This window comes from Arachidicoccus sp. BS20, from assembly GCF_001659705.1.
Lineage (GTDB): Bacteria > Bacteroidota > Bacteroidia > Chitinophagales > Chitinophagaceae > Arachidicoccus.
In genome coordinates, this window is the sequence record NZ_CP015971.1 from 2,834,974 (window position 1) to 2,860,534 (window position 25,561).

The following is a 25,561-nucleotide window of genomic DNA, read 5'->3' on the forward strand; positions in this document are numbered from 1 at the left end:
TCACGACATCAAAAATTTTTGACAATGACTAAAGAACAAAAAAACGAAGTAATAGAACTTTTGAAAGAAAAGTTCACTCAATATAACAACTTCTACGTTACGAATACAGAATCGTTAACAGTAGAACAAGTTGGACAATTGCGCCGCGCTTGTTTTGACAAACAAGTAGAAATGAAAGTGGCAAAAAACACTTTGATTAAAAAAGCGTTGGAATCACTTGATGCTGAAAAATACGCAGGCGTTTACGAATCTTTGAACAATGTAACCGCTTTGATGTTTTCGGAAAATCCGAAAAATCCGGCAGTTATTATCAGCTCATTCCGTAAAGGCGGCGACAAGCCCGAACTGAAAGCCGCTTTCATCAACGGCGACGTATATAGTGGCGACAATCAGTTGACTGCATTGACCAATATCAAGACGAAGGAAGAGCTTATCGGCGAAGTTATCGGTTTGTTGCAATCTCCAATCAGCCGCGTAGTAGCAGCTTTACAAAACCGCGAAGCAAAAGCGGAAGAAGTTGCAGAGCCTGTTGCAGCAGAATAAATCACGTCATTCCCGCGAAGGCGGGAATCTCAAAAATAAAAAAGCCATATTTCCCCGAATGGCTTTTAAAAACTTCTCCTTTGGGAGATTTTAGGGGGTTAAATAATTTTTTTAAACCATCCGGCGGAGCGCTTTAAAAACAGAGCTATGAAGTCGGAAAAAATTGAAAACAAAATGGCAGAAGTAAAAGCATTGGCTGAACAGTTAGTAAGCCTTACAGTAAAAGAAGTACAAGAATTAGCAGACTTCTTGAAAAGCGAATACGGTATTGAACCGGCAGCAGCAGCAGTTGTTGTAAGCGGCGGCGCCGGTGGCGACGCTCCCGCAGCAGAAGAAAAAACAGCTTTTGACGTAGTGCTCGTAAGCGGCGGTGCAAGCAAACTTGGTGTGGTTAAAGTTGTAAAAGACATTACCGGCTTAGGTTTGAAAGAAGCTAAAGAAATCGTGGACAACGCTCCAAAACCTGTAAAAGAAGGTGTTTCTAAAGCTGAGGCAGATGAAATAGTTGAAAAACTTAAAGCTGCAGGCGCTGAAGTTGAAGTAAAATAATTCATTCCGCTTCCGGAAGGAATATTCAAAAAGAACAAAACCCGTTGATTCGTTCAGCGGGTTTTTGTTTTGTATGTTATCAATCATCTCAGGAAAAAATCATTATTCGTGCATTCGAGGTATAAAATTTACTTTTGCTCATGCTTTTAGAAATTGCCTGTTTTAATATCCAATCTGCATTAAATGCGCAAGCCGCAGGTGCAGACAGAATCGAACTTTGCGAAAACCCTTTTGATGGTGGAACAACGCCTTCTTACGGAACTTTGAAAACTGTAACAGAAAAAGTTACAGTTCCTGTATTTCCCATTATTCGTCCGCGTGGCGGCGATTTTCTATACAACGACGAAGAGTTTGAAGTGATGAGGAAAGATTTGCTTTTGTGCAAAGAACTTGGCTTCAAAGGTGCGGTTCTTGGTTTGCTGAATGGAGACGGGACAATTGATACAGAAAGAACGAAACAATTAGTCGATTTGGCTTATCCGTTAGAAATTACTTTTCATCGTGCGTTTGACAGAGCAAAAAATCCTTTGGGAAGTCTGGAAAAAATTATTGAAACAGGCTGCTCAAGAATTTTGACAAGCGGACAAAAACCGAATGTGGGCGATGCATTGGATTTGATTAAAGACTTGATTGTTCAAGCAAACAACAGAATCATCATTCTTCCCGGAAGCGGTGTTCGCAGCAGCAATTTGCAAAAAATAAAAGATGCCGGCGCAAACGAATTTCATTCTTCTGCAAGAAAAGAATACGATTCGCTCATGCAATTTACTGTTCCATCAATGGCTGAAATATTGATGAACACGGGCGTTGACGAAGAAGAAGTCAAAAAGATGAAGCAAATTATACAACAATGAATATTCGCGAAGCATTGTTAGAACCATCGGTTCAAATCAAATCCGAAGCCTTGAAGATTGCAGACTATGCAACTTCTTCCAAAAAACGATTTGATGAATTAATGCAATGTTTTTTATCCAACGAATATCGCTTGCAGCAACGCGCGGCTTGGTGTGTAAGTATGGCTGCGCGAAAAAATAAGCAACTTATTATTTCCTACGTTCCTTTTTTAGTACAACAGCTTTCGCGCAAAGATGTGCATGATGCAATTTTGAGAAACAGCCTGCGTATTTTACAAGAAGTGGAAATTCCTGCAAAATATTTTGGCGAAACCATGAACGCCTGCTTTGCATTTGTCGAAAGCGCTACAACACCGATTGCTATTAAAGCATTTGCATTAACTGTTTTGGGAAACATTGCGCAGCACATTCCAGAAATAAAAAATGAAATCAAACTGCTGATAGATTTTCAAATCAATAATGCTTCCGCAGGTTTTAAAGCGAGAGCAAAACAGGTATTGAAGCAAATAAATTAGTTGAAATACTACTTTCCTTAAATATACCCGTCTTGCAGTTAAAACTCATTGAAGCATTGTATCTTTGCAGACTAAATTGTGTGAGCGATGAATGTAGCGAAAGATTTGACATTGAATGAAATTATCCGTACAATTGATAATGCGAAGAATGACCAAAATAATATTTGTTTGGTCTGTCCCCAAAACGATAAAGACGAATTTGCCTCATCTCAACTGAATAAATCAGTCAATTTTGCTTTACTGAAAACCGAAGGTCGCGTGTCGGAAAATCTGCCATACAGGTTAATTGACCATTACGCTGTTGTGTTGTGTTTGAAAGGCTCGTGTAAGAAAACGGTCGGACATTATGCCTTTGCTGTTCAGCCCGGAAGTTTGCACATTATTTTCCCGGGAATGATTAATACGTTTGATGAAGTTTCTGAAGATTTACAATTATACATGGTTCTTTTCAGGAGAGATTTTTTTGCTGATTTGTCCGTTAAAGACAGGATGCTGGAGAATATTTTGGATTCCGGTCTTGATTTTCCGCCGGTTTGTAATTTGGACGATACAAATTTTGCGGCGGTAAAATTATTGATGGAACAAATGCACGGCGAATACGCCCGGCAAGGATTGTATCACACACAAATTATACAATCCATGCTGATGCAATTGTTTTATCTCACGGGAAGATTTTTGCAGGATTCGGTACAGCGGCAACCAATGCATTCTTCGCGCAGTCATCAATTAACTCAGCAATTCAAGCGCGAAGTAGGCAACCACTTTCTTACCAAAAGAACCGTGCAGGAATACGCCGATATGCTTTTTGTAACTTCTAAATATTTGAGTGAAGTTGTAAAGCAGGAAACGGGCGAACCGGCACTAAAGCTCATTCATAAGCGGCTTTATTACGAGGCACTTTATTTGCTTAATTATTCTTCCATGAGCATCAAAGAAATTTCCGACTTTCTCAATTTTGATACGCCCTCTCATTTCAGTCGTTTCTTCAAGCAGTTCGCAGGTTACGCGCCGTCGGCACTCAAGAAAGGCGCAGCGTAAATTGCCACGAAACGAAGTGAAGTTCGACGAAGTCAATGCACGAATAATTTTAACCACATAGAAACATAGTTTTTATAGATGAACGCAGCGAAAAATAAAATCGCACAGTAGATTTTTATCTTTGATGAGAATACTATGATTTTCTGCACGCTCTAATAACAAGCAATCTCACTCTTATTTCTTCAACTAAATTCTAATGTTTCTATGTGGTTAAAATTAGTTTTATCTGTGCATCTGTGGCTTCATTCTTCCAAAAATCCATACCGAAAAATTGGTTAGTATCGCCGAAGTTTTGGAATTGCAGCCCGTATTTTCCCGGCGTAATTTTGCATCGTCAAAAAGAGTTGGAGAATAGTTACTGCGCAGTAAGTCATAAACTCTGAGGCGATTATAAAAATTTAAAAAATAGAATATGAACAAGAAGTTAACTAAAATCGGAATTTTATCGGTAGCGTTTTTATTGGCTGTAGTATTCCGTTCCAATGCGCAATCTGCAACACGCTCAAGCATTATTTTAGGCGTTGGTCCGCAGGCAAGTCTTCCGCTTAGCAATTTTAAAGACAATTATAACTGGTCTTTGGGCGGCTCTGTTCAGGCAGATTTTGCAATTGTAAAGAAAGATCTATATGTAGTAGTAAATGGTGGATTTGACAATTATTTTGCAAAGGGCGATGCTAAAGATTTGCAGATTATTCCCGCACAGGCAGGTTTGAAATATTATTTCCCTACAACCAACCTGTACATTCAGGGAACTGCCGGCGCAGGTTTCATTGTTGATAAAAAAGATGTGGGCGCAGACAAGTCTGCATCATTCATCTATACTCCGCAAATCGGTTATTTGTTGCCAATTGCGAAAAACAGCTATCTTGACTTTGGTGTAAATTTCCGCGGACAAACCAAATTTGTTGACGGTGGAAAATCAAACAATGCTATTGGCTTGAGAGTGGCTTACAACTTCGGACTATAATCCCTCTACATATAGTGATTTGGCGGAACGGGCACCTGCTTGTTCCGTTTTTGTTTTATACAAAGTTGTTGTTTGTCGATTAGCAATCGCGAACTCGCTGTATAATTGTAATGTACGATTATTGTGCTGCGAATTAAAATTTTCTGTTCAAGCTTTTATTTAGTGCATTACAAATTTTCTAAAAGGGCATTCATAGAAAATATGCTGTGGAAACGGCTTTCTTAATTTGCATTCAGGTACAAAACCGCACGATGTCGAAAAAATACGACATGAATTTGGCGTTTTTTTGACGAAACGTTAAGATTTATCTGTATTATCTTTGTGCTTTCTCATAAGCAGTTAGTTTTGGTTACGGCTCTTGTTTCTACAAGAGCTTATTTTTTTTATTACCGTTCAAATATTATCTTCATCCGATGAACGGAAATTCGCAACGGTACAGAACTTTAAAGCGTCTTTTGAAAAATAAAGGTGCGTGTTTCGGATTATTCGTTATCGCAATTGCGCTTTTTACTGCAATTTTCGCGTATCCGCTTTCGCCGGACAGTTCGCCGAATGCAAACAGGATGATTCCTGAAATTGCCAATCAAAAGCCCGGATTTTCCATACAATTTTTGCGTATCAAAAATCAACGTGAAGTTTCACGCAGTTCATTTTTTAAGTATTTATTGTCGGGCAAAGAGGATGATTTTCAACTCGTTCCCATTATCGGCTTTAAAAAAACAGATTCGGGATTTCTTGTAAAAAAATATATTGACGAAGGCGTTTCGCAAAATGTTTTTTATTCTGCCGATAAAATTTTAAATCCTGCAATCGTTCTGAAAAAATTTTATCTCGGTACGGATAAATTCGGCAGAGATATTTTAAGCCGGTTGATTATCGGCACGCGTGTAAGTCTTGCCGTAGGCTTAATTGCTGTAATTATTTCATTGACGGTTGGCGTGTTTCTCGGCGCGATTGCAGGCTACTTCGGCGGTCGCACAGATAATGTTGTAATGTGGTTGATTAATGTGATTTGGTCAATGCCGACATTGTTGCTCGTATTTGCCATCACTATTTTATTAGGTAAAGGTTTTTGGCAGGTTTTCGTAGCAGTCGGTTTGACTTTGTGGGTAAGCGTTGCGCGACTTGTACGCGGACAAATTCTTTCCATAAAAAAACTGGAATATGTAGAAGCAGCGCGTGTATTAGGTTTCAGTCATGTGAGAACAATTGTCAAACATATTTTACCAAACATTGTTGGTCCGGTAATGGTCATTGCTGCGGGCAATTTTGCTTCCGCAATTGTGATTGAAGCCGGTTTGAGCTTCCTTGGTCTTGGCGTGCAGCCGCCGCAGCCGAGTTGGGGTTTGATGATTAAAGAAAACTACAATTTTATCATTACCAATAATCCCATGCTGGCGCTCACGCCCGGCATTGCGATTATGTTATTAGTACTTGCTTTTAATTTGTTAGGCAACGGATTAAGAGATGCGATGGATGTGAACGATTGATTATTCGGTATTTTAACCGAGTTTATCGATGAACACAAACTTCTTCATCCCAAATTTTGATTTTTAATTTTTATTTTTGACTTCTAACTTTTTATCATGAACAAATTTTTACTCGCTGCTTTTCTGTTCGGTAGCATTACGGTTTCTGCACAACAAAAATTGGTATTAACGGATTCCGATTATGCACACGCAGAAAAATTTCTTTCTTACAAAACATATCCATTACTGGAAGTAAAAAAATTTCCGGGCGATACAATGAGTTCCAACTATCGCTTTGGCAGGCGTAGATTTGGCGGCGGCGTGGCTTCGCCCGATGGTAAATACGAGGCATTTATAAAAGATGATAACTTGTGGGTAAAAGAAATAGCCACAGGCAATGAAATTCAATTAACAACAGACGGCGAAAAAAATTTCGGCTACGCAACCGACAATGCAGGTTGGAAACACAGCAACCGCCCGATTCTTCGCTGGTCGCCGGATTCTAAAAAGATTGCAACTTTCAAACAAGACCAACGCAATGTGGGCGATATGTATTTGGTTACGACAAATGTTGGTCATCCGCATTTGGAATCATGGAAATATGCGCTGCCCGGCGATTCGGTAATCGCAATGATTCATCGCGTGATAATTGATGTTGATGCCAAAAAAGTAATTCCGCTGAAAGTTGCGCCCGACCCACATCGCGCTACATTGAGCGACGATGTTGCAAGCAGTGGAACATTTGACGATGTCGATTGGTCGCCCGATGGAAAACAGCTTGCTTTTGTTTCCACATCGCGCGACCACAAGATTGAAAAATTCAGAATTGCTAATACCGAAACAGGCGATGTACGTGAAGTATTTACCGAAACCGTGCCTACGCAATACGAATCGGGCTGGGGAACAATTAATTGGAAATATTTACCTGCAACCAATGAAATCATTTGGTTTTCCGAAAGAGATAATTGGGGACATTTGTATTTGTACGATGCAAAAACAGGGAAACTTAAAAATCAAATTACGAAAGGAAATTGGTTGGTTTCGCAGATATTGAAAGTGGATGAAAAGAAACGCGAAATCTATTTTATCGCGAACGGACTGGAAACGAAAAACCCGTACTTCGGACAGTTTTGTAAAATCAATTTCAATGGAAAAGGTTTCAAAGTTTTAACGCCGGAAGTGGGCAATCACAATGTGGAATTGCGCGAAAATGATTTTGTCGATACTTATTCCCAGCCGGATGTTCCGCCTATAAAAGTGTTGCGGAATTTTGACGGCAAATTAATTGACACACTTGAAAAAACCGATGTATCAAAACTCATAGCAAACGGATGGAAACCACCAATTCCGATTACTGTAAAAGCGCATGACGATACAACCAATTTATACGGATTGCTGTTTACGCCAACGCATCTTGACCCGAACAAAAAATATCCGATAATCGATTATATTTATCCCGGTCCGCAAGGCGGAAGCGTTGGTAGTTGGTCTTTCGTTCCATCGCGCGGCGATAATCAGGCTTTGGCAGAACTGGGTTTTGTGGTGGTGGTTTTGGAAGGCACCAGCAATCCTTTGCGCAGCAAAAGTTTTCATGACATGAGTTATGGCGATATGGCGCAAAATACATTGGCAGACCAAGTTACCTGCATTCGTCAATTATCGACAAAATACAATTATATCGACACAAGCCGTGTAGGCATTTGGGGACATTCCGGCGGCGGATTTGCAACTGCCGGCGCAATGTTTCGCTATCCCGATTTCTTCAAAGTGGGTATTGCAGAATCAGGCAATCATGACAACAGAAATTATGAAGACGATTGGGGCGAACGGTATGACGGGCTTGTTCAAAACTCGGATTATGCGGCACAGGCAAATGAGAATTATGCAAAAAACTTAAAAGGAAAATTGTTGCTTGTACATGGTTTGATGGATGATAATGTGCCGCCGCAAAATACATTGCTGGTAGTCCAGGCATTGGAAAAAGCCAATAAAGATTTTGATTTAATTATTTTTCCGAACAGCCATCATGGTTATGAAGATTATTTTTACATGATGCGTCGCCGTTGGGATTATTTTGTAAAAAATCTGTTGGGCGCAGAACCGCCAAAAGAATATTTATTGGGACCAAAAAGGAAATAATTTTTTTAATTTTTATCAAAATGCACAAACGAATGAAACTATTGAAACTCTCTTGCATCGGGCTGCTTGCGTGTATTACAGCGCCCATGTATTCGTCGGCGCAAACACCGACACAGGCAGATAAATCGGCTTACAATCCACTTGAAACATTTGACCCCTCGTTTTATACTTTTGCCGGTAATGAATATCGTAGCGCAAACGGCGCGCCTGGACCAAAGTATTGGCAAAATAGCGCGAGCTATACAATTCATGCTACGTTAAATGAGCCCGATACAACAATCTCAGGAAATGTGTCTATCGACTACACGAACAACAGCCCCGATACGCTGAATTATTTGTGGCTGCAAATAGACCAAAATATTTTTGACCAAAGTTCGCGCGGCGTAGCTACAACCGTTATTGGCGGCGACCGCTTTGATGTAAAAGGTTATACAAAAGGCGGCGAACATATTCAGTCTGTGTCGGTTGTGTACAAAGGAAAAACGTATAAAATCGACCCCGTAATTACCGATACACGCCTGCAGGTTCGTTTGCCATTTGGCGTTCATCCGAACGGCGATAAGATTACGGTAAAAGTAAATTATTGGTTTTCTATTCCGGAATACGGCGCGGACAGAATGGGAAGATTATACACCAAGAACGGCGTTGTATATCAATTAGCACAATGGTATCCGCGTATGTGCGTGTATGACGATATGCGCGGCTGGGGAACATTGCCTTATTTGGGACAAGGCGAATTTTATTGCGAATACGGCAATTACGATTATTACATCACAGCGCCCGCTGACATGATTGTTGCGGGTTCCGGCGATTTGCAAAATCCGCAGGAAGTATTAACGGCAACAGAAATGAATCGTTTGGCAAAAGCAAGAAAAAGTGACAGCGCTATACAAATTATTAAAGAAGATGAAGTAGGCGCAGCTTCTACGCGTCCGAAGACTTCCGGTAATTTGACCTGGCATTTTAAAATGCTCAACTCGCGCGATGTTTCCTGGGCGGCGTCCAAAGCATTCCGCTGGGATGCAACGCGCATCAATTTTCCTTCGGGCAGAAAAGGCATTTCTATGGCGGTTTATCCTGTGGAAAGCCAAGGATATGATGCTTACGGAAGAGCCGCTGATTATCTGAAACGCAGCATTGAAATTTATTCTAAAGATTATTTTGAATATCCCTGGAACTCGGCTGTTGTTGTTGCAGGCGTGGCTTTGGGTATGGAATATCCGGGCATTGTATTCACAAGCTACAAAATAAAAACCCGCAGCCTTTGGGGCGATGTTACGCATGAAATAGGACATAACTGGTTCCCGATGATTGTAGGCAGCAACGAAAGAAGGTTTATGTGGATGGATGAAGGTTTCAATACATTCATCAATCAGTTTTCCTCTTTTGAATATAATAATGGCGAGTATGGCAATAAACATTATCCAAGCATTTCGCCGCGCGCAGGTCGTATGTTGTCTTACGAAAAAGACCCATTAATGACACCGCCCGAAGCAATGGGCTTCAGAGATGTTGGTTTGTACTACAACAAAACGTCTATGGCGCTGGATATTTTGAGAAATGATATTTTGGGTGCGGACAGGTTTGATTATGCTTTCAGAACTTATATTAAAAACTGGGCGTTCAAGCATCCCTGGCCTTACGATTTTTTCCATACAATGGACAATGCTGCGGGAGAAGATTTAAGTTGGTTCTGGAAAGAATGGTTTTATACAACATGGACTTTAGACCAAGCTGTTACCGGCGTGAAATATGTAGACGACAAGCCCGAAAACGGCGCACTGATTACCATCAGCAATCTTGGAAAAATGGTGTTGCCTGTAACGCTTGATATCAAACAACAAAACGGCGATTCTTCCACAGTAAAACTTCCGGTAGAAATATGGCAGCGCGGCGGTGATTGGACTTTCAAGTACAATTCTACTTCGCCCATTGAGTCTGTGGTAATTGACCCGAAAGTTCATTATCCCGATACAAATAGAGATAACAATACCTGGAAAGCGCAATAAAAAACTTTTCGGAAAGAAGGTTGCCTAAAATTGGCAGCCTTTTTAATTAATTTTATCGCTCATTAAACAAATTTGACAGATGAAATTAGCCATAAGAACTTTGCATATCCAAAGCGATGATTATTTATGGCGAAACGGAGTTCGGCGAAGCCAATTCCATGTGGCAAATAAAAAATAATAAAAAAATAATAAACACATGAAAAAAACAATATTATTTATCGCTTGCGCATTTACACTCAAGGCTTATTCGCAGCAACTGTATGTGCCGCGCAACATTAAAATCGCTTACGAAAAAGGTACGCGCAGCATGGATGGAAATCCCGGAAAAAATTATTGGCAGAACAAAGGTGTTTATGACATCAACGTTGCCGTAAACCCTGAAACCAAAGGCGTTACAGGAACGGAAAACATTGATTACACCAATAACAGTCCCGACACGTTGAAAGTAATTGCCATTCGGTTTGTAAACAATTTACACAAGCCGCAGGCGCCGCGCTCAGGATTTTATGCAAAAGATTTTCTGGATTCCGGATTGACCATTACGGCACTTTCCATCGGCGGTTTACAGTACGATGAAAATGCAAAAGAATGGGGAACTGTGGGTGTTGTACGGTTAAAAACGCCTGTGCTTCCGCATGCTACCGTGAATTTAAAAATCGACTGGAATTATCCGTTGTCCAAACAAAGCGGTCGTGAAGGTCAAATAGATTCTTCTACTTTTTATTGTGCATATTCTTATCCGCGAGTTTCTGTTTACGATGATTATAATGGCTGGGATTTATTGCCGCATTCAGACAGGCAGGAATTTTACAACGATTTCAACGATTACACTTTGTCTGTTAAAGTGCCAAAAGACTATGTGGTTTGGGCAACCGGCGATTTTTTAAATCCTGACCAAGTGCTGCAACCGGCGATAGCAGCGCGTTTGAAAGCTTCTTACACTTCGGACAGCACAATACATATTGCAACATTGGACGAAATGCAGCAGCAAAAAGTAACGCGCCAGTATGATTGGAATATCTGGAAATTCAGGGCGAATGATATTACCGATGTTTGTTTTGGAACAAGTAATCATTACGTGTGGGACGGAGCAAGTGCGTTGGTAGATGCTTCCACCGGACGCCGCGCAAGTATGCAGGCTGCGTACAATTATGCAGCGGAAGATTTTCATCACGCAGTAGATTTTGGCGTTCATGCGTTGAAATTTTTCTCCACGCAATATCCCGGCGTTCCTTATCCGTTTCCGAAAATGACGGCGTTTCAGGGCTTTGCCGATATGGAATTTCCGATGATGGTCAATGATTCTCATGTGGACAATTTGCCTTTCGCACAAATGCTGCAAGACCATGAAATGGCGCACACGTATTTCCCGTTTTATATGGGTATCAACGAAACGCGTTATGCGTATATGGATGAAGGCTGGGCTACAACGTTTGAATATTTAATCGGGCAAGATGAAGTGGGCAAAGAACAAGCTGCGGAAACATATAAAAATTTCCGTATCAGACGCTATATCAACGACCCTTCGACGGAAGAAGACCAACCGATTATTTCAATGTCCACACAGGTAAGCGGCGCGGGCTACGGCAATAATTCTTACGGAAAAGCATCATTAAGTTATCTGGCTTTAAAAGATTTGCTGGGCGATGATTTGTTTAAAAAAGCATTACATCATTATATGGCTGAATGGCACGGAAAGCATCCGATTCCCTGGGATTATTTTAATGCGATGAGCGCCGGAGCAAGTCAAAATTTGAATTGGTTTTTCCAGAATTGGTTCTTTACGAATAATTATATCGATTTGAAACTTGATAAGGTGGAAAAGAAAAACGGCGCTTATACAATTACCGTTTCAAACGTTGGCGGTTTTGCCATTCCGTTTGATGTAAAGCTCACTTATGCAGATGGAACAACGGCTGCAATCCACGAAACGCCTAACGTTTGGCACAGCAATGAAAAACAACAATCGATAAAAATACCTACTTCAAAAACCATTAAATCCGTTCAGCTTGACGGCGGGATTTTTATGGATTATACGCCGAAAGATAATGTGTGGAATGGATAACTATAAAAATAGTTTTATTCAAAAATCGTTGCCTCTACCAATTGGCAAATGATATGTCCGAGCAGCATGTGGCACTCCTGGATACGCGGAGTGTCACGTGTCGGGACATTAAAAAGCAAATCGCTTTTTCCGGCAAGATTGCCACCGTTGCTTCCCGTAAAACCAATGGTTGTAATGCCCATTTCTTTCGCTGTATCGAATGCTGCCAATACATTTTTTGAATTGCCCGAAGTGCTTAAACCAATTAAAATATCGCCTCTTGAACCGATGCCGTCGAGCAGTCTTGAATAAATCACGTCGAAATTATAGTCGTTCGCAACTGCCGTTAAGTAGGAAATATTGCCATGCAAATCTTCCGCAGGCAAAGCTTTACGATCTTTATAAAATCGTCCGGAAAGTTCAGCCGCCAAGTGTTGCGCATCTGCCGCACTGCCGCCATTGCCGCAAAACCAAACTTTATTGCCGCGCTGAAACGCAGCGCTGATGAGCGTTACAGCCGATTCTATTTTATTGATAAAATCTGCATCCTGCAAAATTTGTTGTTTTGCATTGATGGATTCATTTATGCAATGTGTGATAATATCTTTCATTAAGAGCAAATTTAGACCGATAATTTAATAATTGCATCAACCAACTTTGTCTAATCCTTTATTTCGTTTTCGGAAAAAATATTTTCTTACCGGCGTATCAATTGCCACCTGAACTGCGTAAGCAAATACAATCAACACAGGCACGCCGGCAGCCGTTATCCACCACGATTGTGCAATGCTCCATTTGTTTGCCGCGTGGTAATAACCGAAATACCAAATCAATGAATAATGCGTCATATACAAAGGATAAGAAAGGTTGCCCAAAAATGTACACACTTTTTTGCCGGTATTATTTTGTACGGAATTCGCGCCAAAAATTATTAACGCAGGATAAACAAAAATTACAATCGCGCATTCAATCAGCCAGTTCCATTTGGTTATACAAAATGTTGCAACCAATATAATTGCCAGTAACGTGAAATTGATATGCCGTTTAGGTTTCAGTTGCAAACGATACAGCAGCAATCCCATCGGGAAAGAAAAAGCGATACGTGCAAGCCCGTCAAAAAAATTGCTGCCGGCCCAGCCGCCCATAATATTTCCGGCGCGATAGCCTGTAAACAATAAGGCAATTGCGTCTGCAACGACTATAATTATCAGCCAAAATTTACTGATTTTTTTCAGCACAATTGCATACACAATATTGGCAACATATTCCCAAAACAAAGACCATGCGGGACAATTTAACCCGAAATTATTATTGTATCGGTTGTCCATTCCGGAATAAGGAAAAAGCAACGTGGAACATAAAAATATCAATGCCAATTCCCTGAAACTGTAAGCGTTCACAGCCTTCGATGGTTCAAAAATAAAAAACAAAAAACCGAGAATTGAACCAATGACCACCAAGGGATGCAGGCGAATCAGGCGTGAAATAAAAAATTCTTTGATGCCCAATTTTTGTATGCGGTCGTCATAAGCATAACCGATCACAAACCCCGATAAACAAAAGAAAAAATCTACCGCCAAAAAACCATGACCGATCGGACTTTTATCATCGCTCGGATAAATAAATTCCGAAAAATGAAAAATAACCACGCATATCGCAGCCACGCCGCGCAAGCCGTCCAAGGCAAAAAAGTGTTTCTTGGTTTGTAATATGGAAGTTTGCATTCGTAGTGTTTTTGAGATTTCTCCCTGCGATCGAATTAAAAATCTGTTCAGCCGTAATCTTGTTGAATACGGTTGTTTACGCCTTTCAATAAATCGAGATGGCTGTCAATCATTTTCAGAAATTGTAAGAGTTTAAAAATTGTGTTGGCGTTAAAGCCGGCAGTAAAGGCAATTGAGATTTAAAATGCTTTATATTTCTTGTTATGAAGAAATTCATTTTGTGATGCAACGCAAGGTAATAAAGAAATCCATCTTCCAAATCATTGAAACTTTCGATATTAGAATATAATGTATTGGAATGATAGGACAAAATTTTGCACAATCTGCAAAATGCTCTTATCATTTCCATGGTTGGTTTTTTATTTTTCTCTAAAAAATAGATGGAAGTCGAAATGACAGTTTCAGAAATATAACATTCAAAAACATTTTCCATCGCCAAATCAATTATTTGCTCAATTTTATCTAATTCTCCTTCTCTGCCAAGCAAATAATCCAATACAATATTGGTATCTAAAAAAATCTTAGTTGCCATATTTTTCTTCTAAATGTTTATGCCATTCTTTTTTATAATCAGCATTGATTAATTTCGAAGCAGTTACAGGAAATTTTTTTCTGAAATTTTCCGTAAATGACGAGCCTTTTTCTACAGCCTGTTTTTCGCCCGAAGTAAGCGACCTTAAATAATTTTCAACAAAAGAAGAAACACTTTGATTTCGTTTTTTAGATAAGTTTTTTACTTTATCAACAACGCTCTCTTCTATGCTCAATGTGAGTTTCGTTTTCATTCGTATAATATTTTCTTTTAGCAAATATACGTATAAAAAATTGTTACGTAATGTTAGCCGGTTTCTAAAATAGTACTTACCAAAACCTGCCAGCTGTATTTCTTTTTTTCTTCCCGGATAAATGGAATAAAATGTGCTTCGCCAAGGTCGTACAATCGCTCAATGCCTTGCGCCACGTGCACTTCGTCAGGGTCAACCACGACGCCTGTTTTTTCATTTTCGACCATATCGGGCAATCCGCCGACGTTGGTTACGAGCATCGGTTTTTCAAAATGATATGCCAAAGGCGTTACGCCGCTTTGCGTGGCGCTGCGGTAAGGCTGTATTACAAAATCCGCCGCGCTTAAACAATAACGCACTTCGCTGTCGGGAATGAAATCGGTTTTTAAAATCAGTAGCGATTCAATTCCTAATTCTTTTATCAGCGAAAAATATTTTTCCTTGTCTTCGTAAAACTCGCCTGTAATCAGCAGTTTGGGCAAAACGATGCTTTTTGTTTTACTTTCATCAACCAATATTTTCATGGCTTTTAATAAAATATCCAAGCCTTTGTACGCGCGAATAAACCCAAAGAAAAGTATCGTTGGCTCATCGTTGATGTTGAGATATTTTCTTGCTTCTTGTTTTGAAATAGCTTCGCCGAAATTGTCGTACAAAGGATGAACAACAAGCTGTGCTTTTTTATTGGTAAACTGTTTTAAATCGCTCAGCACTTTCTTACTCATCGTAACAAAAGCATCAATCGGTTTGACGAAATATTTCGTCAATTGTTCATCGCCGATGCGTTTTTCGTGCGGCAATACATTGTCCGCAATGCAGATAATTTTTGTATGATTGTTCTTTTTTACGCTGCGCAAAATTCTTCCCAAAGCCGCGCCCATAAAGGGAATCCAGTAACGTACAACAATAATATCGGGCTTTAAATTTTTCAATTCACGACCAACTTTCAACCAATTAAAAGGATTGACAGAATTGATGCAAACTTTAATATTCAAATCCTGCGGCGCAGGTTCTGTCGAGTATTGCGTTGTCCCAGGAAACAGGAACGACGGGTATTGCAGCGAAAATGTATAAATAGTTGTATCGTGTCCCTGCTTCGCAAATTCCCTTGCCAGCCTTTCGTTGAAAGTAGCAATGCCGCCGCCGCGCAAAGGATAAGCCGAACCGATGATTACAATGTTCATTATTTTTTAAACAGCTTGAAAATATCATTACCAAACGCGAAAATCATTAGTCCGAATAGAATAATCATGCCGGCAACCTGGGCGTACTCCATGAATTTGTCGCTCGGTTTTCTGCGTGTGATGATTTCGTAAATGCAGAACAATGCGTGTCCGCCGTCCAATCCCGGAATGGGCAGTAAATTCATAATCGCCAGCATCATGGATAAAAACGCAGTGAGCGACCAGAACGATTGCCAGTCCCACATTGCAGGGAAAAGATTAGCAATGCTTACGGGACCGCCTACATTCTGCGCCACGTTTATTTTGCCGCCAAACAATATTCTTAATTGTCTTACATAAGAAACCAATGTGCCGCAACCTTTTGAAATGCCCGCAGGAATTGCACCGAAGAATGAATAACGAATGGTATCTGTTGGAATAATTTTATCTAAGTCTTTTGTCGAATAAGATACGCCAATCGTACCGCTTTCGGGAACTGTAACGTTTAATATTACAGTATCTTTTTGATTGCGTAAAACCTGCACGGCAACAGGTTTATTAATGTTTGATTTTATGGCTGATGAAAATTCGTCCCAGAATTTTACAGGCTGATTATTAACGCCAATGACTAAGTCATTCTTTAAAAATCCTGCTTTTTTCGCGGCAGAAGTATCCACAATGCTGTCCAAAGTTTGAATAGGAATACGAATATCTGTTGCCGTTAAAAAATGTAGTTTTTTATTGATAACCTGTGAAGCTAAATCACTTGGAAGGCTGATGTTTACAGCATTCCCGCCGCGATTAACGGTAATGGTTTTTACATTGTTCAGCAAAATATCCAAAGGAATTTCTTCAAATCTTGTGGTGGGTTTTCCGTCAATCGCTGTGATAATATCGCCGCTTTGCAAACCAACTTTTTGCGCCAGCGAATCTGCATAAATTCCATAAGGCAATTTTTGCGCAGGCGTGTATGTATCGCCCCAATGCCACAACATCATTGAATAAATGGTAAAGCCTAATAAAATATTCATCGTAATACCTGCAAGCATAATGATTAATCTTTGCCATGCGGGTTTGCTGCGAAATTCGTAAGGTTGCGGCGGCAGTTTCATTTGCTCTTTGTCCATGCTTTCGTCAATCATGCCCGTAATTTTTACGTAGCCGCCTAATGGAATCCAACCGATGCCGTATTCTGTTTCGCCCACTTTTTTCTTTACAATAGAAAACCATGCGTCGAAAAAAAGGTAGAATTTTTCTACGCGACACTTAAAAATTTTTGCCGTGATGTAATGCCCGAATTCGTGCAGGATAACAAGTATAGATAACGATAAAATTAGTTGTGCGGCTTTGATGCCAACTGTAGCCCAAGGTATTGTTGCTAAAAACATTTATTATGAATTATGAAGCCTCCCCCTGCCCCTCCAAAGGAGGGGTGTAAGGACGGTTTGTGTTTTATTTAAAATTTATTTTAGTGTTCAAATCTCAATTTTATTTTCGCTTCCAAAGTCCCTCCTTTGGAGGGGTTGGGGAGGCTTTTTATAAGTTTACCAAAGTCGCTGCAAAATTGCGTGCTTCTGCGTCGGTTTCAAAATAATCTTCCAGAGTAGGGTTTTCGATGAAATTTATCTTGGTCATGGTTTTTTCAATTACTTCGGTCATTTCCAAAAAGCCAACCCTGTTGTGCAGAAAAGCGTACACGGCAAGTTCGTTTGCTGCATTTAAAATACAAGGCATATTGCCGCCTTTGTTTAACGCTTCGGAAGCCAGCACCAGATTGCGGAAAGTCTTTAAATCGGGTTCTTCAAACGTAAGCGTGTCGGGTTTTCTGAAATTGTAGCGCGGGAAATTGGCTTTAATCCTGTGCGGAAAACTCAACGCATATTGAATAGGTACTTTCATATCGGGCAAGCCCATTTGCGCTTTGATGCTGCCGTCTTCAAACTCCACAAGGCTGTGAATAATACTTTGCGGATGAACGACCACCTGAATTTGCTGCGGCTTTAAATGGAACAACCATTTTGCTTCAATCATCTCAAGCCCTTTATTCATCATGGTTGCAGAGTCAATGGAAATTTTTGCACCCATGTTCCAGTTGGGGTGCTGAATGGCGTGTTCGCGTTTTACATTGACCAAGTAATTCGGCTTTCTGCCCAAAAAAGGTCCGCCGCTTGCGGTCAAAATCACGCGGTCAATTTTATTTGTTCCCTCGCCTACCAAACATTGAAAAATGGCAGAATGTTCGCTGTCAATCGGGATAATGGGAACGCGCTTTTCGTAAGCCGTGCGCATTACAATATCGCCCGCAACTACGAGCGTTTCTTTATTTGCCAAGCCAACGGGTTTGCCGTTTTCCAATGCTTTGAGTGTCGGCTTTAAACCTGCAAAACCCACAATTGCCGCAACCATAAAATCATATACATCCAAGCCTGCAACGTCAATCACAGACTGCTCGCCGGCAAATACTTTGACATTGGTATTGAGCAACGCAGACTGCACCAAAGAAAACTTTGCTTCATTGGCGATGACCACAATATTGGGATTAAATTTTAAAGCCTGCTGAATCAGCAACTCGTGATTGTTGGACGCCGTGAGCACTTCTACGGAAAATAAATCAGGATTGGCTTCAATCACATCCAGCGCCTGCCGACCGATAGAACCCGTAGAACCAAATATGGCTATTCGTTTTTTCTGCATCATTTTTTCAAAAAATTCAAGGCTTGTAAAGATATTGGTTTTGCTTGAATTGAGAAATTGCGCAGGATTTTTTGGGAATGTTTGGGAAAATGTTGTCATAAATATATAATGTATCAAACCAATTTTTTCTTTGCAACATTGACGTGCTATTTAATATTTGCTGTGTCGAAGTCTTATCGGCGAATTTTTTATTCGCATTACAATTGTTTATTACTGATGCACGTATAGATATGAGTTCGCGATTGTAAACCGGATAAATACGTAAGGGAAAAATATTTTCCTCCGCTTGTAACATTTTCCCTCGTTCTGCGTCATCTTTATAGTAATGAATCCGACAGCAATATTTACCGAACGAATTCTGCCTTTGAAGGACAAGCTTTTGCGCGTGTCTTTCAGCATCGTTCGGCAAGTAGAAGAAGCGGAAGATATTGTGCAGGAAGTGATGTTAAAAATCTGGAGCAAGCGCGATGAGTGGGCAAATCTGGATAATTGCGAAGCATATTGTATGACAATGACACGCAACAATAGCATTGATTTTTTAAGAAGAAAAAAAATACAGTTACAAACATTAGACAGTGCGCAAATTGTTTCATCAAAAGAGGCAAACCCTTTGGAAAAGGTTACAGACAAAGAAACATTTTTACAAATTCAGGAAGCCATGCAGGCGCTACCGGAGAAGCAATTTTTATCTATCCAATTGCGCGAAGTAGAAGGAAAATCATATAATGAAATTGCAGAATTATTAAGCATAACCATCGAGCAAGTGAAAGTAAATATTCATCGTGCACGCACAAGCATTCGCGCGCAGCTTACAAAACAATTCAATCATGGAATATAACGATATAAAAATTTTATTAGACAAATATCTGGCAGGCGAAACTTCCCTGGAAGAGGAAAAACTGTTGGGCGAATATTATGCGAAACCCGATGTTCATGCGGATTTTGCAGCATTCAAACCTTTGTTCGATTATTTTTCTTCAGAAAAAAACCTCACGACAAGCGAAGGCTTTGAAGAAAAAATTCTTTCAAAAATCAAGGAAGAAACAGCGCCTGCAAAAACGTTTAAGTTGTATTGGTTACGAGTTGCGGCGGTTGTTTTATTATTGCTTGGTTCGGCAGGAATTATTTATAAATCGGTTGATAAAAACAAAATTGTTCCTGTGCAAAACGTTGCAGAAGCAACGCAAATCAATAACTCTGCCGCCGAAATTACAGATACTTATAGCAATCCCGAAGATGCGAAAAAAGCCGTAGAACAAGCGCTGGCGCTGCTTTCAAAGCATCTGAACAAAGGGGAAAATATTGCCGAAAGAAACATCGGAAAAATGGATGTGCTGAATAAAGCGTTAGATAATTAAAAATAAAAAATTAGTAATTAATAATTGAACACGCCGACACGTCATGCCGAACTCGTTTCGGCATCTCTTGGTAAGCCGTTTTAAGATGCCGAAACGAGTTCGGCATGACGACAAAGGTGTTCGGAATAAGGAATTGGTGCGACAATTTTATCAATCAATTTATTAAAATAAACATCAAGGAATATGAAACAGTTTAAAAAAATAATCGTCTTGTTTGCAGCAATATTTTTGCTTTGCACACAGGCATTTTCGCAAAGCGATGCCATCGGCAAGTTTTTCAACCAGTATGTAAATGACGATAATTTCACGGTCGTTTCCATCAGCCCGAAAATGTTTAAGATGTTATCGAAAGTCAACTGGGACGATGTAAGTCCCGATGTAAAACAAACGGTAAGCCAAATCACAAGTTTGCGTTTACTTGAAACGGAAAAAAATGCGCAACAAATATATAGAGATGCTGCAAGAAAACTGAACCTTGCTTCTTACGAAGAACTGATGACCGTGCGGGATGGCGGCGACAATGTGAAATTTCTTGTGAAGGAAAACAACAATATCATTTCCGAATTGCTGATGCTCGTTGGCAGCGATGACGATTTTGTATTGATGTCGATTACCGGAAATATTGATTTAGACAAGATGGCAAAGCTTGGACAAACGCTGAATATTCAGGATATGGACAAGCTGAAGAATGTAAGAAAGAAAAAATAAATTATCAACTTAAAATTATCGTTTATGAAAAAGAATTTGCTTTTAATCGCACTGTTTATCAGTGTTTCAGCGAATGTATTTGCACAAAAATCTTTAGACAGATTTGTTCATAAATACAGAAGCACGGCTAATGCCGACTATGTGCATGTCGGCAGTTTTTTGATGGCGTTGGCACATCCGTTTATTCCGGCAGATGATGACGGTACGCGATTGCTGAAAAAAATTCATTCTGTTGAAGTCCTTGATTTTAATATTAATTCACAGCAACCAAATGTGCATCACGATATGAAACTGTTGCAATCAGATTTGATTAAAGATGGTTACGATGAATTGATGTTCGTAAAATCCGAAGGCGACAGAGTACATATTCTCGGCAAAATTCAAGGCGATAAAATTGTAAAAGATTGCGTGCTGTTGGTCGATAGCGATAATGAAATTTCTGTTGTTCATGTGACAGGAAAAATCAACTTAGATGAAATAGGAAATCTTTCTGGCAAATTTGGAAATGCAAAATTTAGTGTTGCGAAGAATTAAGTATTTTACTCGAATATTCTTTTTTAAAATAATTTTTATGAACCGCTATTTTATTTTGATTGCGATATTTATAATGCTTTCCACAGCTTCATTTGCACAGAAAACAATTAATACATTTATCGAAAAATACGGACAAATTAAAAATGTCGAGTTGTATGATGCACTCAAAATGATGTCAAGTCAAGTGAATGACACACTGCCTCCCGAAAAAAAGGCAATAATAAAAAAGTTGAAGACCTTTCAAGTAATGAATATTCAATTTGATGAAAGTAATAAAAACACAATAACTGATGAGATAGTAAAATTGAAGGCTAATTTGCTGAAAGATAAATATGAGGAATTGGCATCATTCAAATCAAACGGCAGCAAATCCATTGCTATGGTCTTTATACCTGAGAATAAAGCAGAGAAAGATTATGTGCAAATTGTAGAACAAGACGATACTGCATATATCATACATATAGCAGGAGAAATGACAGACAATGAATTCTCAAAACTCATTGCAAGCATAAGCATCAGTGAAAACGCGGATAATTAAAATGCTCTTTACATATAAAAAGGCAACATCCATCCGGATAAGATTGAAATACTCTCCATACAAATGGGAAAACAAAAAGCAGGGCACAGCAAAAGATTAAAACAAAAATACTTTTGGCATTATTTGTTATAAATAAGTAATTTTAATACGTTAATTACATTGCTTATTTTAAATATCTGCCAAAATGGAAGAGAACCAAACATCCGGAACCGCCGGCGCCGGACATAACCAATCCGAAGAAGTCAAAGAATTTCTCAAACAAGGCTTTTTGCCTCTGGTCAGAAAAATCATTTTCCGCCCTACAGAACTTCAGTCTGAATTTTCCGAGAACGACAATTCCGTGAAGTCCATCGTTATGATTATTATTTGTGGCGTTTTGTACGCCATATTACCTTACATTTTTGTTGGAAGGGTACGACAGTATTTAGGTTTCAAATACTTTCTACAGTTAGGATTGCTTACCATCATTATTCTGTTACTGATAAGTATTTTTACCTGGCTGCTGAAACTTGCCAAAGGTAAATCCATGAGCTTCAAAGTAGAATTACTTTCAGGCGGGCTTTGTGCGATACCTTTAATTGTGTTATTGGTGGTAAGCTGTATATTAAGCTTGTTCGGCACCGATATTTTTTCCGCCGGTATTTCGGCATTGTATAATGGAAGCTGGCTATTTTCATTGATTGGGTTGTATTGCCTGTTGCTGATGATTAATATTTTTTACCAGTCATTATGCAGCGGCGGTTACAAACCCAATGCAGCCTGGTATTTAGCACCTGTAGGCATTTTACTTGCTTTTTACATAGCATTTAAAATTGCTTATTCGCTGTTTTAGTTTTCCATAATACGAATAATATTCGGGTAATAAACGATTTATCCGAATATTATTTTCTTAAACAACGCTTTCTTGCTCTTCGGTATTTGCAATGCCGAAGCCTTATCGAAGGATTTGTAATCCGTATTTATTTTGTGCATTGCAAATGCACAGATACCGGTTCGGGATTGCAAATCCCGAACAGCCGAAAGTGTAATCATTCTTCCACATAAACCCTTTTCACTCTTTGCCCAACGGATGTAAAAATTTCATAAGCAATTGTTCCGCTTTGCTTGGCAAGTTTTTGAACAGGAAGATTTTCGCCAAACACTTCTACATCGTCGCCTTCTTTCACATTTGGAATATCCGTTATGTCCACCATTGTCATATCCATCGCCACATTGCCGATAACTTTAGCAGGCTGATTATTGATTAATACGAAACCCGCACCATTGCTGAATCTTCGGTTGTAACCATCTGCATAACCGATACGAATTGTTGCGGTTGTTGTAGGTTTATTAATTTTCCCTTTTTGGTTATAACCGACCGAATCACCGGGTTGCTCATGCTTAATTTGCGCAATGGTTGTCTTCAATGAAGCAACGACTTTTAAGTCCATTTTTTCGGGCGTATAATTCACGCCATACAAACCAATTCCCAAACGAACCATATCAAATTGTATTTCAGGATGACGGATGATTGCTGCGGAATTTGAGATATGACGGATGAATTTGTATTGCAAAGCATTTTCAATTTGAGCGCAACAGCGAATAAAAATATCGGTTTGCTTTTTTGTAAAATCGTCTTCAGCCGCGTCTTCGCTTCCTACCAAATGACTGAAAACTGACTTAATGACCAATGACTTATTAGCTTTCAACCCAGCAATTAAATCATCCATCTGACTTTCTTCAAAACCCAAACGGTGCATGCCTGTATCAATCTTTAAATGAACGGGAAACTGCGCCACGCCTTGCTTTTGGAGAAATACCGCAAACTCGTTCAGTATTTTGAACGAATAAATTTCGGGTTCTAAATTGTGTTGAACAATCGTTTCAAAACCATATTCATCGGTGTTCATAACCATTATCGGAATGTTGATTCCCGCGTTGCGCAATTCAACGCCTTCATCGGCATAAGCTACCGTGAGATAATCGATTTTGTGGTACTGCAAAATGCTCGCAATTTCAATACTCCCGCTGCCGTAAGCAAATGCTTTGACCATCGCCATTACTTTGGTCGTCGGTTTGAGATGCTTGCGATATTCTTTTAAGTTATGAACGATATTGGATAAATTAATTTCCAATCTTGTCTGATGGACTTTTTGAATCAACAGATTCAACAACTCTTCGAAATGAAAGCAGCGTGCACCTTTCAGCAGAATGGCTTCGTTCTTAAAATGATTTGGCTGAAAATGATTAATGAAATCATTACTTGTTGAATATGTTTCAACAGCGGCAATTTTATTTTTCAATTCAGTTTGATATTGTTGCCAGTTTTTGCCAATGATAATTAAGCGGTTAATTTTTTTATTCACTAAAATATTTATCGCCGATTGATAAATTCTTTCATCATCATTGTGAAAGTCAGATAGAATCAGTGTTTTAGACAACAACTGTTGATTGAGCAAATCTAAACCGACACTCAATGAATCGATATCCAAACTGTAACTGTCGTTGATAATAGTACAATTATTTATCGCGGGCAATACTTGCAAACGCATATCTATCACGGGTAATTGCAACATTTTTTGTTGGATAATTTTTTCATCAATATTCAAATAAATTGCTGCAAGCCAGCAAACACAAGCGTTTTGAAGGGAAGCATCATCGATAAAAGGAATGGTAATTGAAATTTCCTTTGCCTGATAATCAGCAACAACCGTTGTTTGCCGCTGTTCTTTTTTTATGTCAATAATTTTTAAAGTTGCCTGTTGGTTTTTTCCGTAAGACAATATTTGCGCGGAAGTTTTTTTCTTTAGTGTTGAAATAATTTGTTCATCATCTGCATTGGCAAAAACAATTTTTGAATGTTGGAATAGCTTTATTTTTTCCTCCAGTTTTTGTTGCTTACTTGTAAAGCCTTTTTCGTGCGCATCGCCGAGATTGGTAAAGATTCCTATTTCCGGCTGAATGATTTTTTCAAGATTTTCCATCTTATTCACTTCCGAAATGCCTGCTTCAAAAATGCCGAGATTATCTTCTTCGCCCATTTCCCAAACGCTCAACGGAACACCGATTTGCGAGTTGTAACTGCGCGGACTGCGAATGATTTTATAATCATCATTCAATAAAAAATTCAACCATTCTTTCACAATCGTTTTGCCGTTGCTGCCCGTAATACCGATAACGGGATAATGAAATTGCAACCTATGAAACGCCGCCAATTTTTGCAAAGAAGCAAGCGTATTTTTCACGAATAAAAAATTCGCATCCTTATATTTTCCGGTATCAATATTTTCCTGCAACACAAAATTTCTGATTCCCTGCCGATAGGCTTCTTCGACGAAATCCGCGCCGTTCCTGTGTTCCGTCTTTATCGCAAAGAACAATGACGAAGCCGCAAAAGTAATCCTGCGGCTGTCCGTAATTAAGTGTTCTATCTTAATTTCTTTATCGGCGAAAAGACTTTCCGCTTCGATTATTTCGCTTATTGATTGGATTGGATACATATTATTTTTTTACCACAAAGAGCTCAAAGTTTTTCACAAAGATTACAAAGTGCCGTTGATTACTCTTTTGATTCCGTCTTTTAATTTTGCAACATTAAAGTTCATCAATAATCCTAACTTATAATTTCCCAATTTTAAATAAGTCAGTATTTGCGCAAGATGAACATCGGTTAAGGCTTCGACACTTTTTAACTCAACAACTAATTTATTTTCTATAAGCAAATCTATTCTGTAACCGCAATCTAATTTTACTTCCTCAAATATCAATGGCATCGGTTTTTCTTTTTCAACCCATAGTCCCGACTTTGCAATTTTATAATAGAAACATTCTTTATAAGCACTTTCCAAAAGCCCCGCACCAAGTGCATTGTGTACTTCAATGCCGATACCGATTATTTTATTTGAAAGTTCGTTTTCTGTCATGTGTTTTGTTTTAGTAACCACAAAGTAC

The 25,561-nt window shown here is 39.2% G+C and carries 25 protein-coding genes; 16 read left to right on the forward strand and 9 right to left on the reverse strand.

What is annotated here, in order from left to right; translation table 11 throughout:
- Window positions 1-24: 24 nt before the first annotated feature.
- From rplJ to A9P82_RS12445, 10 genes are all read left to right on the forward strand, one after another.
- Window positions 25-543 (forward strand): 50S ribosomal protein L10, encoded by a 519-nt coding sequence (rplJ, locus tag A9P82_RS12400; protein WP_066208286.1) that lies wholly within the window; start codon window positions 25-27, stop codon window positions 541-543.
- Window positions 544-690: 147 nt separating this feature from the next.
- Window positions 691-1,092 (forward strand): 50S ribosomal protein L7/L12, encoded by a 402-nt coding sequence (rplL, locus tag A9P82_RS12405; RefSeq protein WP_456263918.1) that lies wholly within the window; start codon window positions 691-693, stop codon window positions 1,090-1,092.
- A 140-nt stretch (window positions 1,093-1,232) separates the two neighbouring features.
- Entirely contained in the window at window positions 1,233-1,946 is a 714-nt protein-coding gene (locus A9P82_RS12410; RefSeq protein ID WP_066208288.1) for a copper homeostasis protein CutC, read from the forward strand.
- Entirely contained in the window at window positions 1,943-2,461 is a 519-nt protein-coding gene (locus tag A9P82_RS12415; RefSeq protein WP_066208290.1) for a hypothetical protein, read from the forward strand. Before A9P82_RS12410 ends, A9P82_RS12415 begins: the two co-directional genes overlap by 4 nt.
- An 87-nt stretch (window positions 2,462-2,548) precedes the next feature.
- The gene (locus tag A9P82_RS12420) at window positions 2,549-3,499 is read left to right on the forward strand and encodes an AraC family transcriptional regulator (RefSeq protein WP_066208291.1); all 951 of its coding nucleotides are present in this window, start codon (window positions 2,549-2,551) and stop codon (window positions 3,497-3,499) included.
- 412 nt (window positions 3,500-3,911) lie between these two features.
- Window positions 3,912-4,466: a hypothetical protein gene (locus A9P82_RS12425; RefSeq protein WP_066208293.1), complete on the forward strand. Its 555-nt coding sequence runs from the start codon at window positions 3,912-3,914 to the stop codon at window positions 4,464-4,466.
- 413 nt (window positions 4,467-4,879) lie between these two features.
- Window positions 4,880-5,956 carry an ABC transporter permease gene (locus tag A9P82_RS12430; RefSeq protein ID WP_066208295.1) on the forward strand — a complete coding sequence of 359 codons (1,077 nt, stop codon included), beginning with the start codon at window positions 4,880-4,882 and terminating at the stop codon, window positions 5,954-5,956.
- A 96-nt stretch (window positions 5,957-6,052) separates the two neighbouring features.
- Window positions 6,053-8,074 (forward strand): S9 family peptidase, encoded by a 2,022-nt coding sequence (locus tag A9P82_RS12435; RefSeq protein ID WP_082915339.1) that lies wholly within the window; start codon window positions 6,053-6,055, stop codon window positions 8,072-8,074.
- 32 nt (window positions 8,075-8,106) lie between these two features.
- Entirely contained in the window at window positions 8,107-10,083 is a 1,977-nt protein-coding gene (locus A9P82_RS12440; protein ID WP_066208297.1) for a M1 family metallopeptidase, read from the forward strand.
- Window positions 10,084-10,279: 196 nt separating this feature from the next.
- Window positions 10,280-12,148 carry a M1 family metallopeptidase gene (locus A9P82_RS12445; RefSeq protein ID WP_066208299.1) on the forward strand — a complete coding sequence of 623 codons (1,869 nt, stop codon included), beginning with the start codon at window positions 10,280-10,282 and terminating at the stop codon, window positions 12,146-12,148.
- 14 nt (window positions 12,149-12,162) lie between these two features.
- Here the strand turns inward: A9P82_RS12445 and A9P82_RS12450 are convergent, their stop codons facing one another.
- The 7 genes from A9P82_RS12450 to A9P82_RS12480 all read right to left on the reverse strand — a co-directional run bounded on the left by A9P82_RS12450 (window position 12,163) and on the right by A9P82_RS12480 (window position 18,592).
- Window positions 12,163-12,738, reverse strand: coding sequence for a D-sedoheptulose-7-phosphate isomerase (locus A9P82_RS12450; RefSeq protein ID WP_066208301.1), 576 nt, complete (start codon window positions 12,736-12,738; stop codon window positions 12,163-12,165).
- 36 nt (window positions 12,739-12,774) lie between these two features.
- A complete protein-coding gene (locus A9P82_RS12455; protein WP_066208303.1) occupies window positions 12,775-13,851 on the reverse strand; it encodes an acyltransferase family protein in 1,077 nt (358 codons plus the stop codon).
- A 115-nt stretch (window positions 13,852-13,966) separates the two neighbouring features.
- Window positions 13,967-14,383 (reverse strand): type II toxin-antitoxin system VapC family toxin, encoded by a 417-nt coding sequence (locus tag A9P82_RS12460; protein WP_066208305.1) that lies wholly within the window; start codon window positions 14,381-14,383, stop codon window positions 13,967-13,969.
- The gene (locus A9P82_RS12465) at window positions 14,373-14,636 is read right to left on the reverse strand and encodes a DUF6364 family protein (protein WP_066208307.1); all 264 of its coding nucleotides are present in this window, start codon (window positions 14,634-14,636) and stop codon (window positions 14,373-14,375) included. Before A9P82_RS12465 ends, A9P82_RS12460 begins: the two co-directional genes overlap by 11 nt.
- 53 nt (window positions 14,637-14,689) lie before the next feature.
- On the reverse strand, window positions 14,690-15,820 hold the full coding sequence (locus A9P82_RS12470; RefSeq protein ID WP_066208308.1) for a glycosyltransferase family 4 protein: 1,131 nt from the start codon (window positions 15,818-15,820) through the stop codon (window positions 14,690-14,692).
- Window positions 15,820-17,187 (reverse strand): RIP metalloprotease RseP, encoded by a 1,368-nt coding sequence (gene rseP, locus A9P82_RS12475; RefSeq protein WP_066208310.1) that lies wholly within the window; start codon window positions 17,185-17,187, stop codon window positions 15,820-15,822. The genes A9P82_RS12470 and rseP overlap by 1 nt, the downstream gene beginning before the upstream one ends.
- A gap of 148 nt (window positions 17,188-17,335) precedes the next feature.
- Window positions 17,336-18,592 carry a 1-deoxy-D-xylulose-5-phosphate reductoisomerase gene (locus tag A9P82_RS12480; RefSeq protein ID WP_369815731.1) on the reverse strand — a complete coding sequence of 419 codons (1,257 nt, stop codon included), beginning with the start codon at window positions 18,590-18,592 and terminating at the stop codon, window positions 17,336-17,338.
- 226 nt (window positions 18,593-18,818) lie between these two features.
- Here A9P82_RS12480 and A9P82_RS12485 point away from each other — a divergent pair, with 226 nt between their 5' ends.
- The 6 genes from A9P82_RS12485 to A9P82_RS12510 all read left to right on the forward strand — a co-directional run bounded on the left by A9P82_RS12485 (window position 18,819) and on the right by A9P82_RS12510 (window position 22,463).
- Window positions 18,819-19,331, forward strand: coding sequence for an RNA polymerase sigma factor (locus tag A9P82_RS12485; protein WP_066208313.1), 513 nt, complete (start codon window positions 18,819-18,821; stop codon window positions 19,329-19,331).
- Window positions 19,321-19,851, forward strand: coding sequence for a hypothetical protein (locus tag A9P82_RS12490; protein ID WP_066208315.1), 531 nt, complete (start codon window positions 19,321-19,323; stop codon window positions 19,849-19,851). Before A9P82_RS12485 ends, A9P82_RS12490 begins: the two co-directional genes overlap by 11 nt.
- 183 nt (window positions 19,852-20,034) lie before the next feature.
- Window positions 20,035-20,559, forward strand: a complete 525-nt coding sequence (locus A9P82_RS12495; protein WP_066208316.1) for a DUF4252 domain-containing protein — start codon at window positions 20,035-20,037, stop codon at window positions 20,557-20,559.
- A gap of 24 nt (window positions 20,560-20,583) precedes the next feature.
- Window positions 20,584-21,093 (forward strand): DUF4252 domain-containing protein, encoded by a 510-nt coding sequence (locus tag A9P82_RS12500; RefSeq protein ID WP_066208317.1) that lies wholly within the window; start codon window positions 20,584-20,586, stop codon window positions 21,091-21,093.
- A 37-nt stretch (window positions 21,094-21,130) separates the two neighbouring features.
- Window positions 21,131-21,631: a DUF4252 domain-containing protein gene (locus tag A9P82_RS12505; protein WP_066208319.1), complete on the forward strand. Its 501-nt coding sequence runs from the start codon at window positions 21,131-21,133 to the stop codon at window positions 21,629-21,631.
- A gap of 184 nt (window positions 21,632-21,815) precedes the next feature.
- Window positions 21,816-22,463 (forward strand): hypothetical protein, encoded by a 648-nt coding sequence (locus A9P82_RS12510; protein ID WP_066208320.1) that lies wholly within the window; start codon window positions 21,816-21,818, stop codon window positions 22,461-22,463.
- Between the two features lie 196 nt (window positions 22,464-22,659).
- On the opposite strand, the gene A9P82_RS12515 is transcribed toward A9P82_RS12510, so the two are convergent.
- Together A9P82_RS12515 and A9P82_RS12520 are read right to left on the reverse strand one after the other, a co-directional pair.
- Window positions 22,660-25,110, reverse strand: coding sequence for a bifunctional UDP-N-acetylmuramoyl-tripeptide:D-alanyl-D-alanine ligase/alanine racemase (locus tag A9P82_RS12515; RefSeq protein WP_066208323.1), 2,451 nt, complete (start codon window positions 25,108-25,110; stop codon window positions 22,660-22,662).
- 42 nt (window positions 25,111-25,152) lie between these two features.
- Entirely contained in the window at window positions 25,153-25,533 is a 381-nt protein-coding gene (locus tag A9P82_RS12520; RefSeq protein WP_066208324.1) for a GxxExxY protein, read from the reverse strand.
- Window positions 25,534-25,561 lie beyond the last annotated feature (28 nt).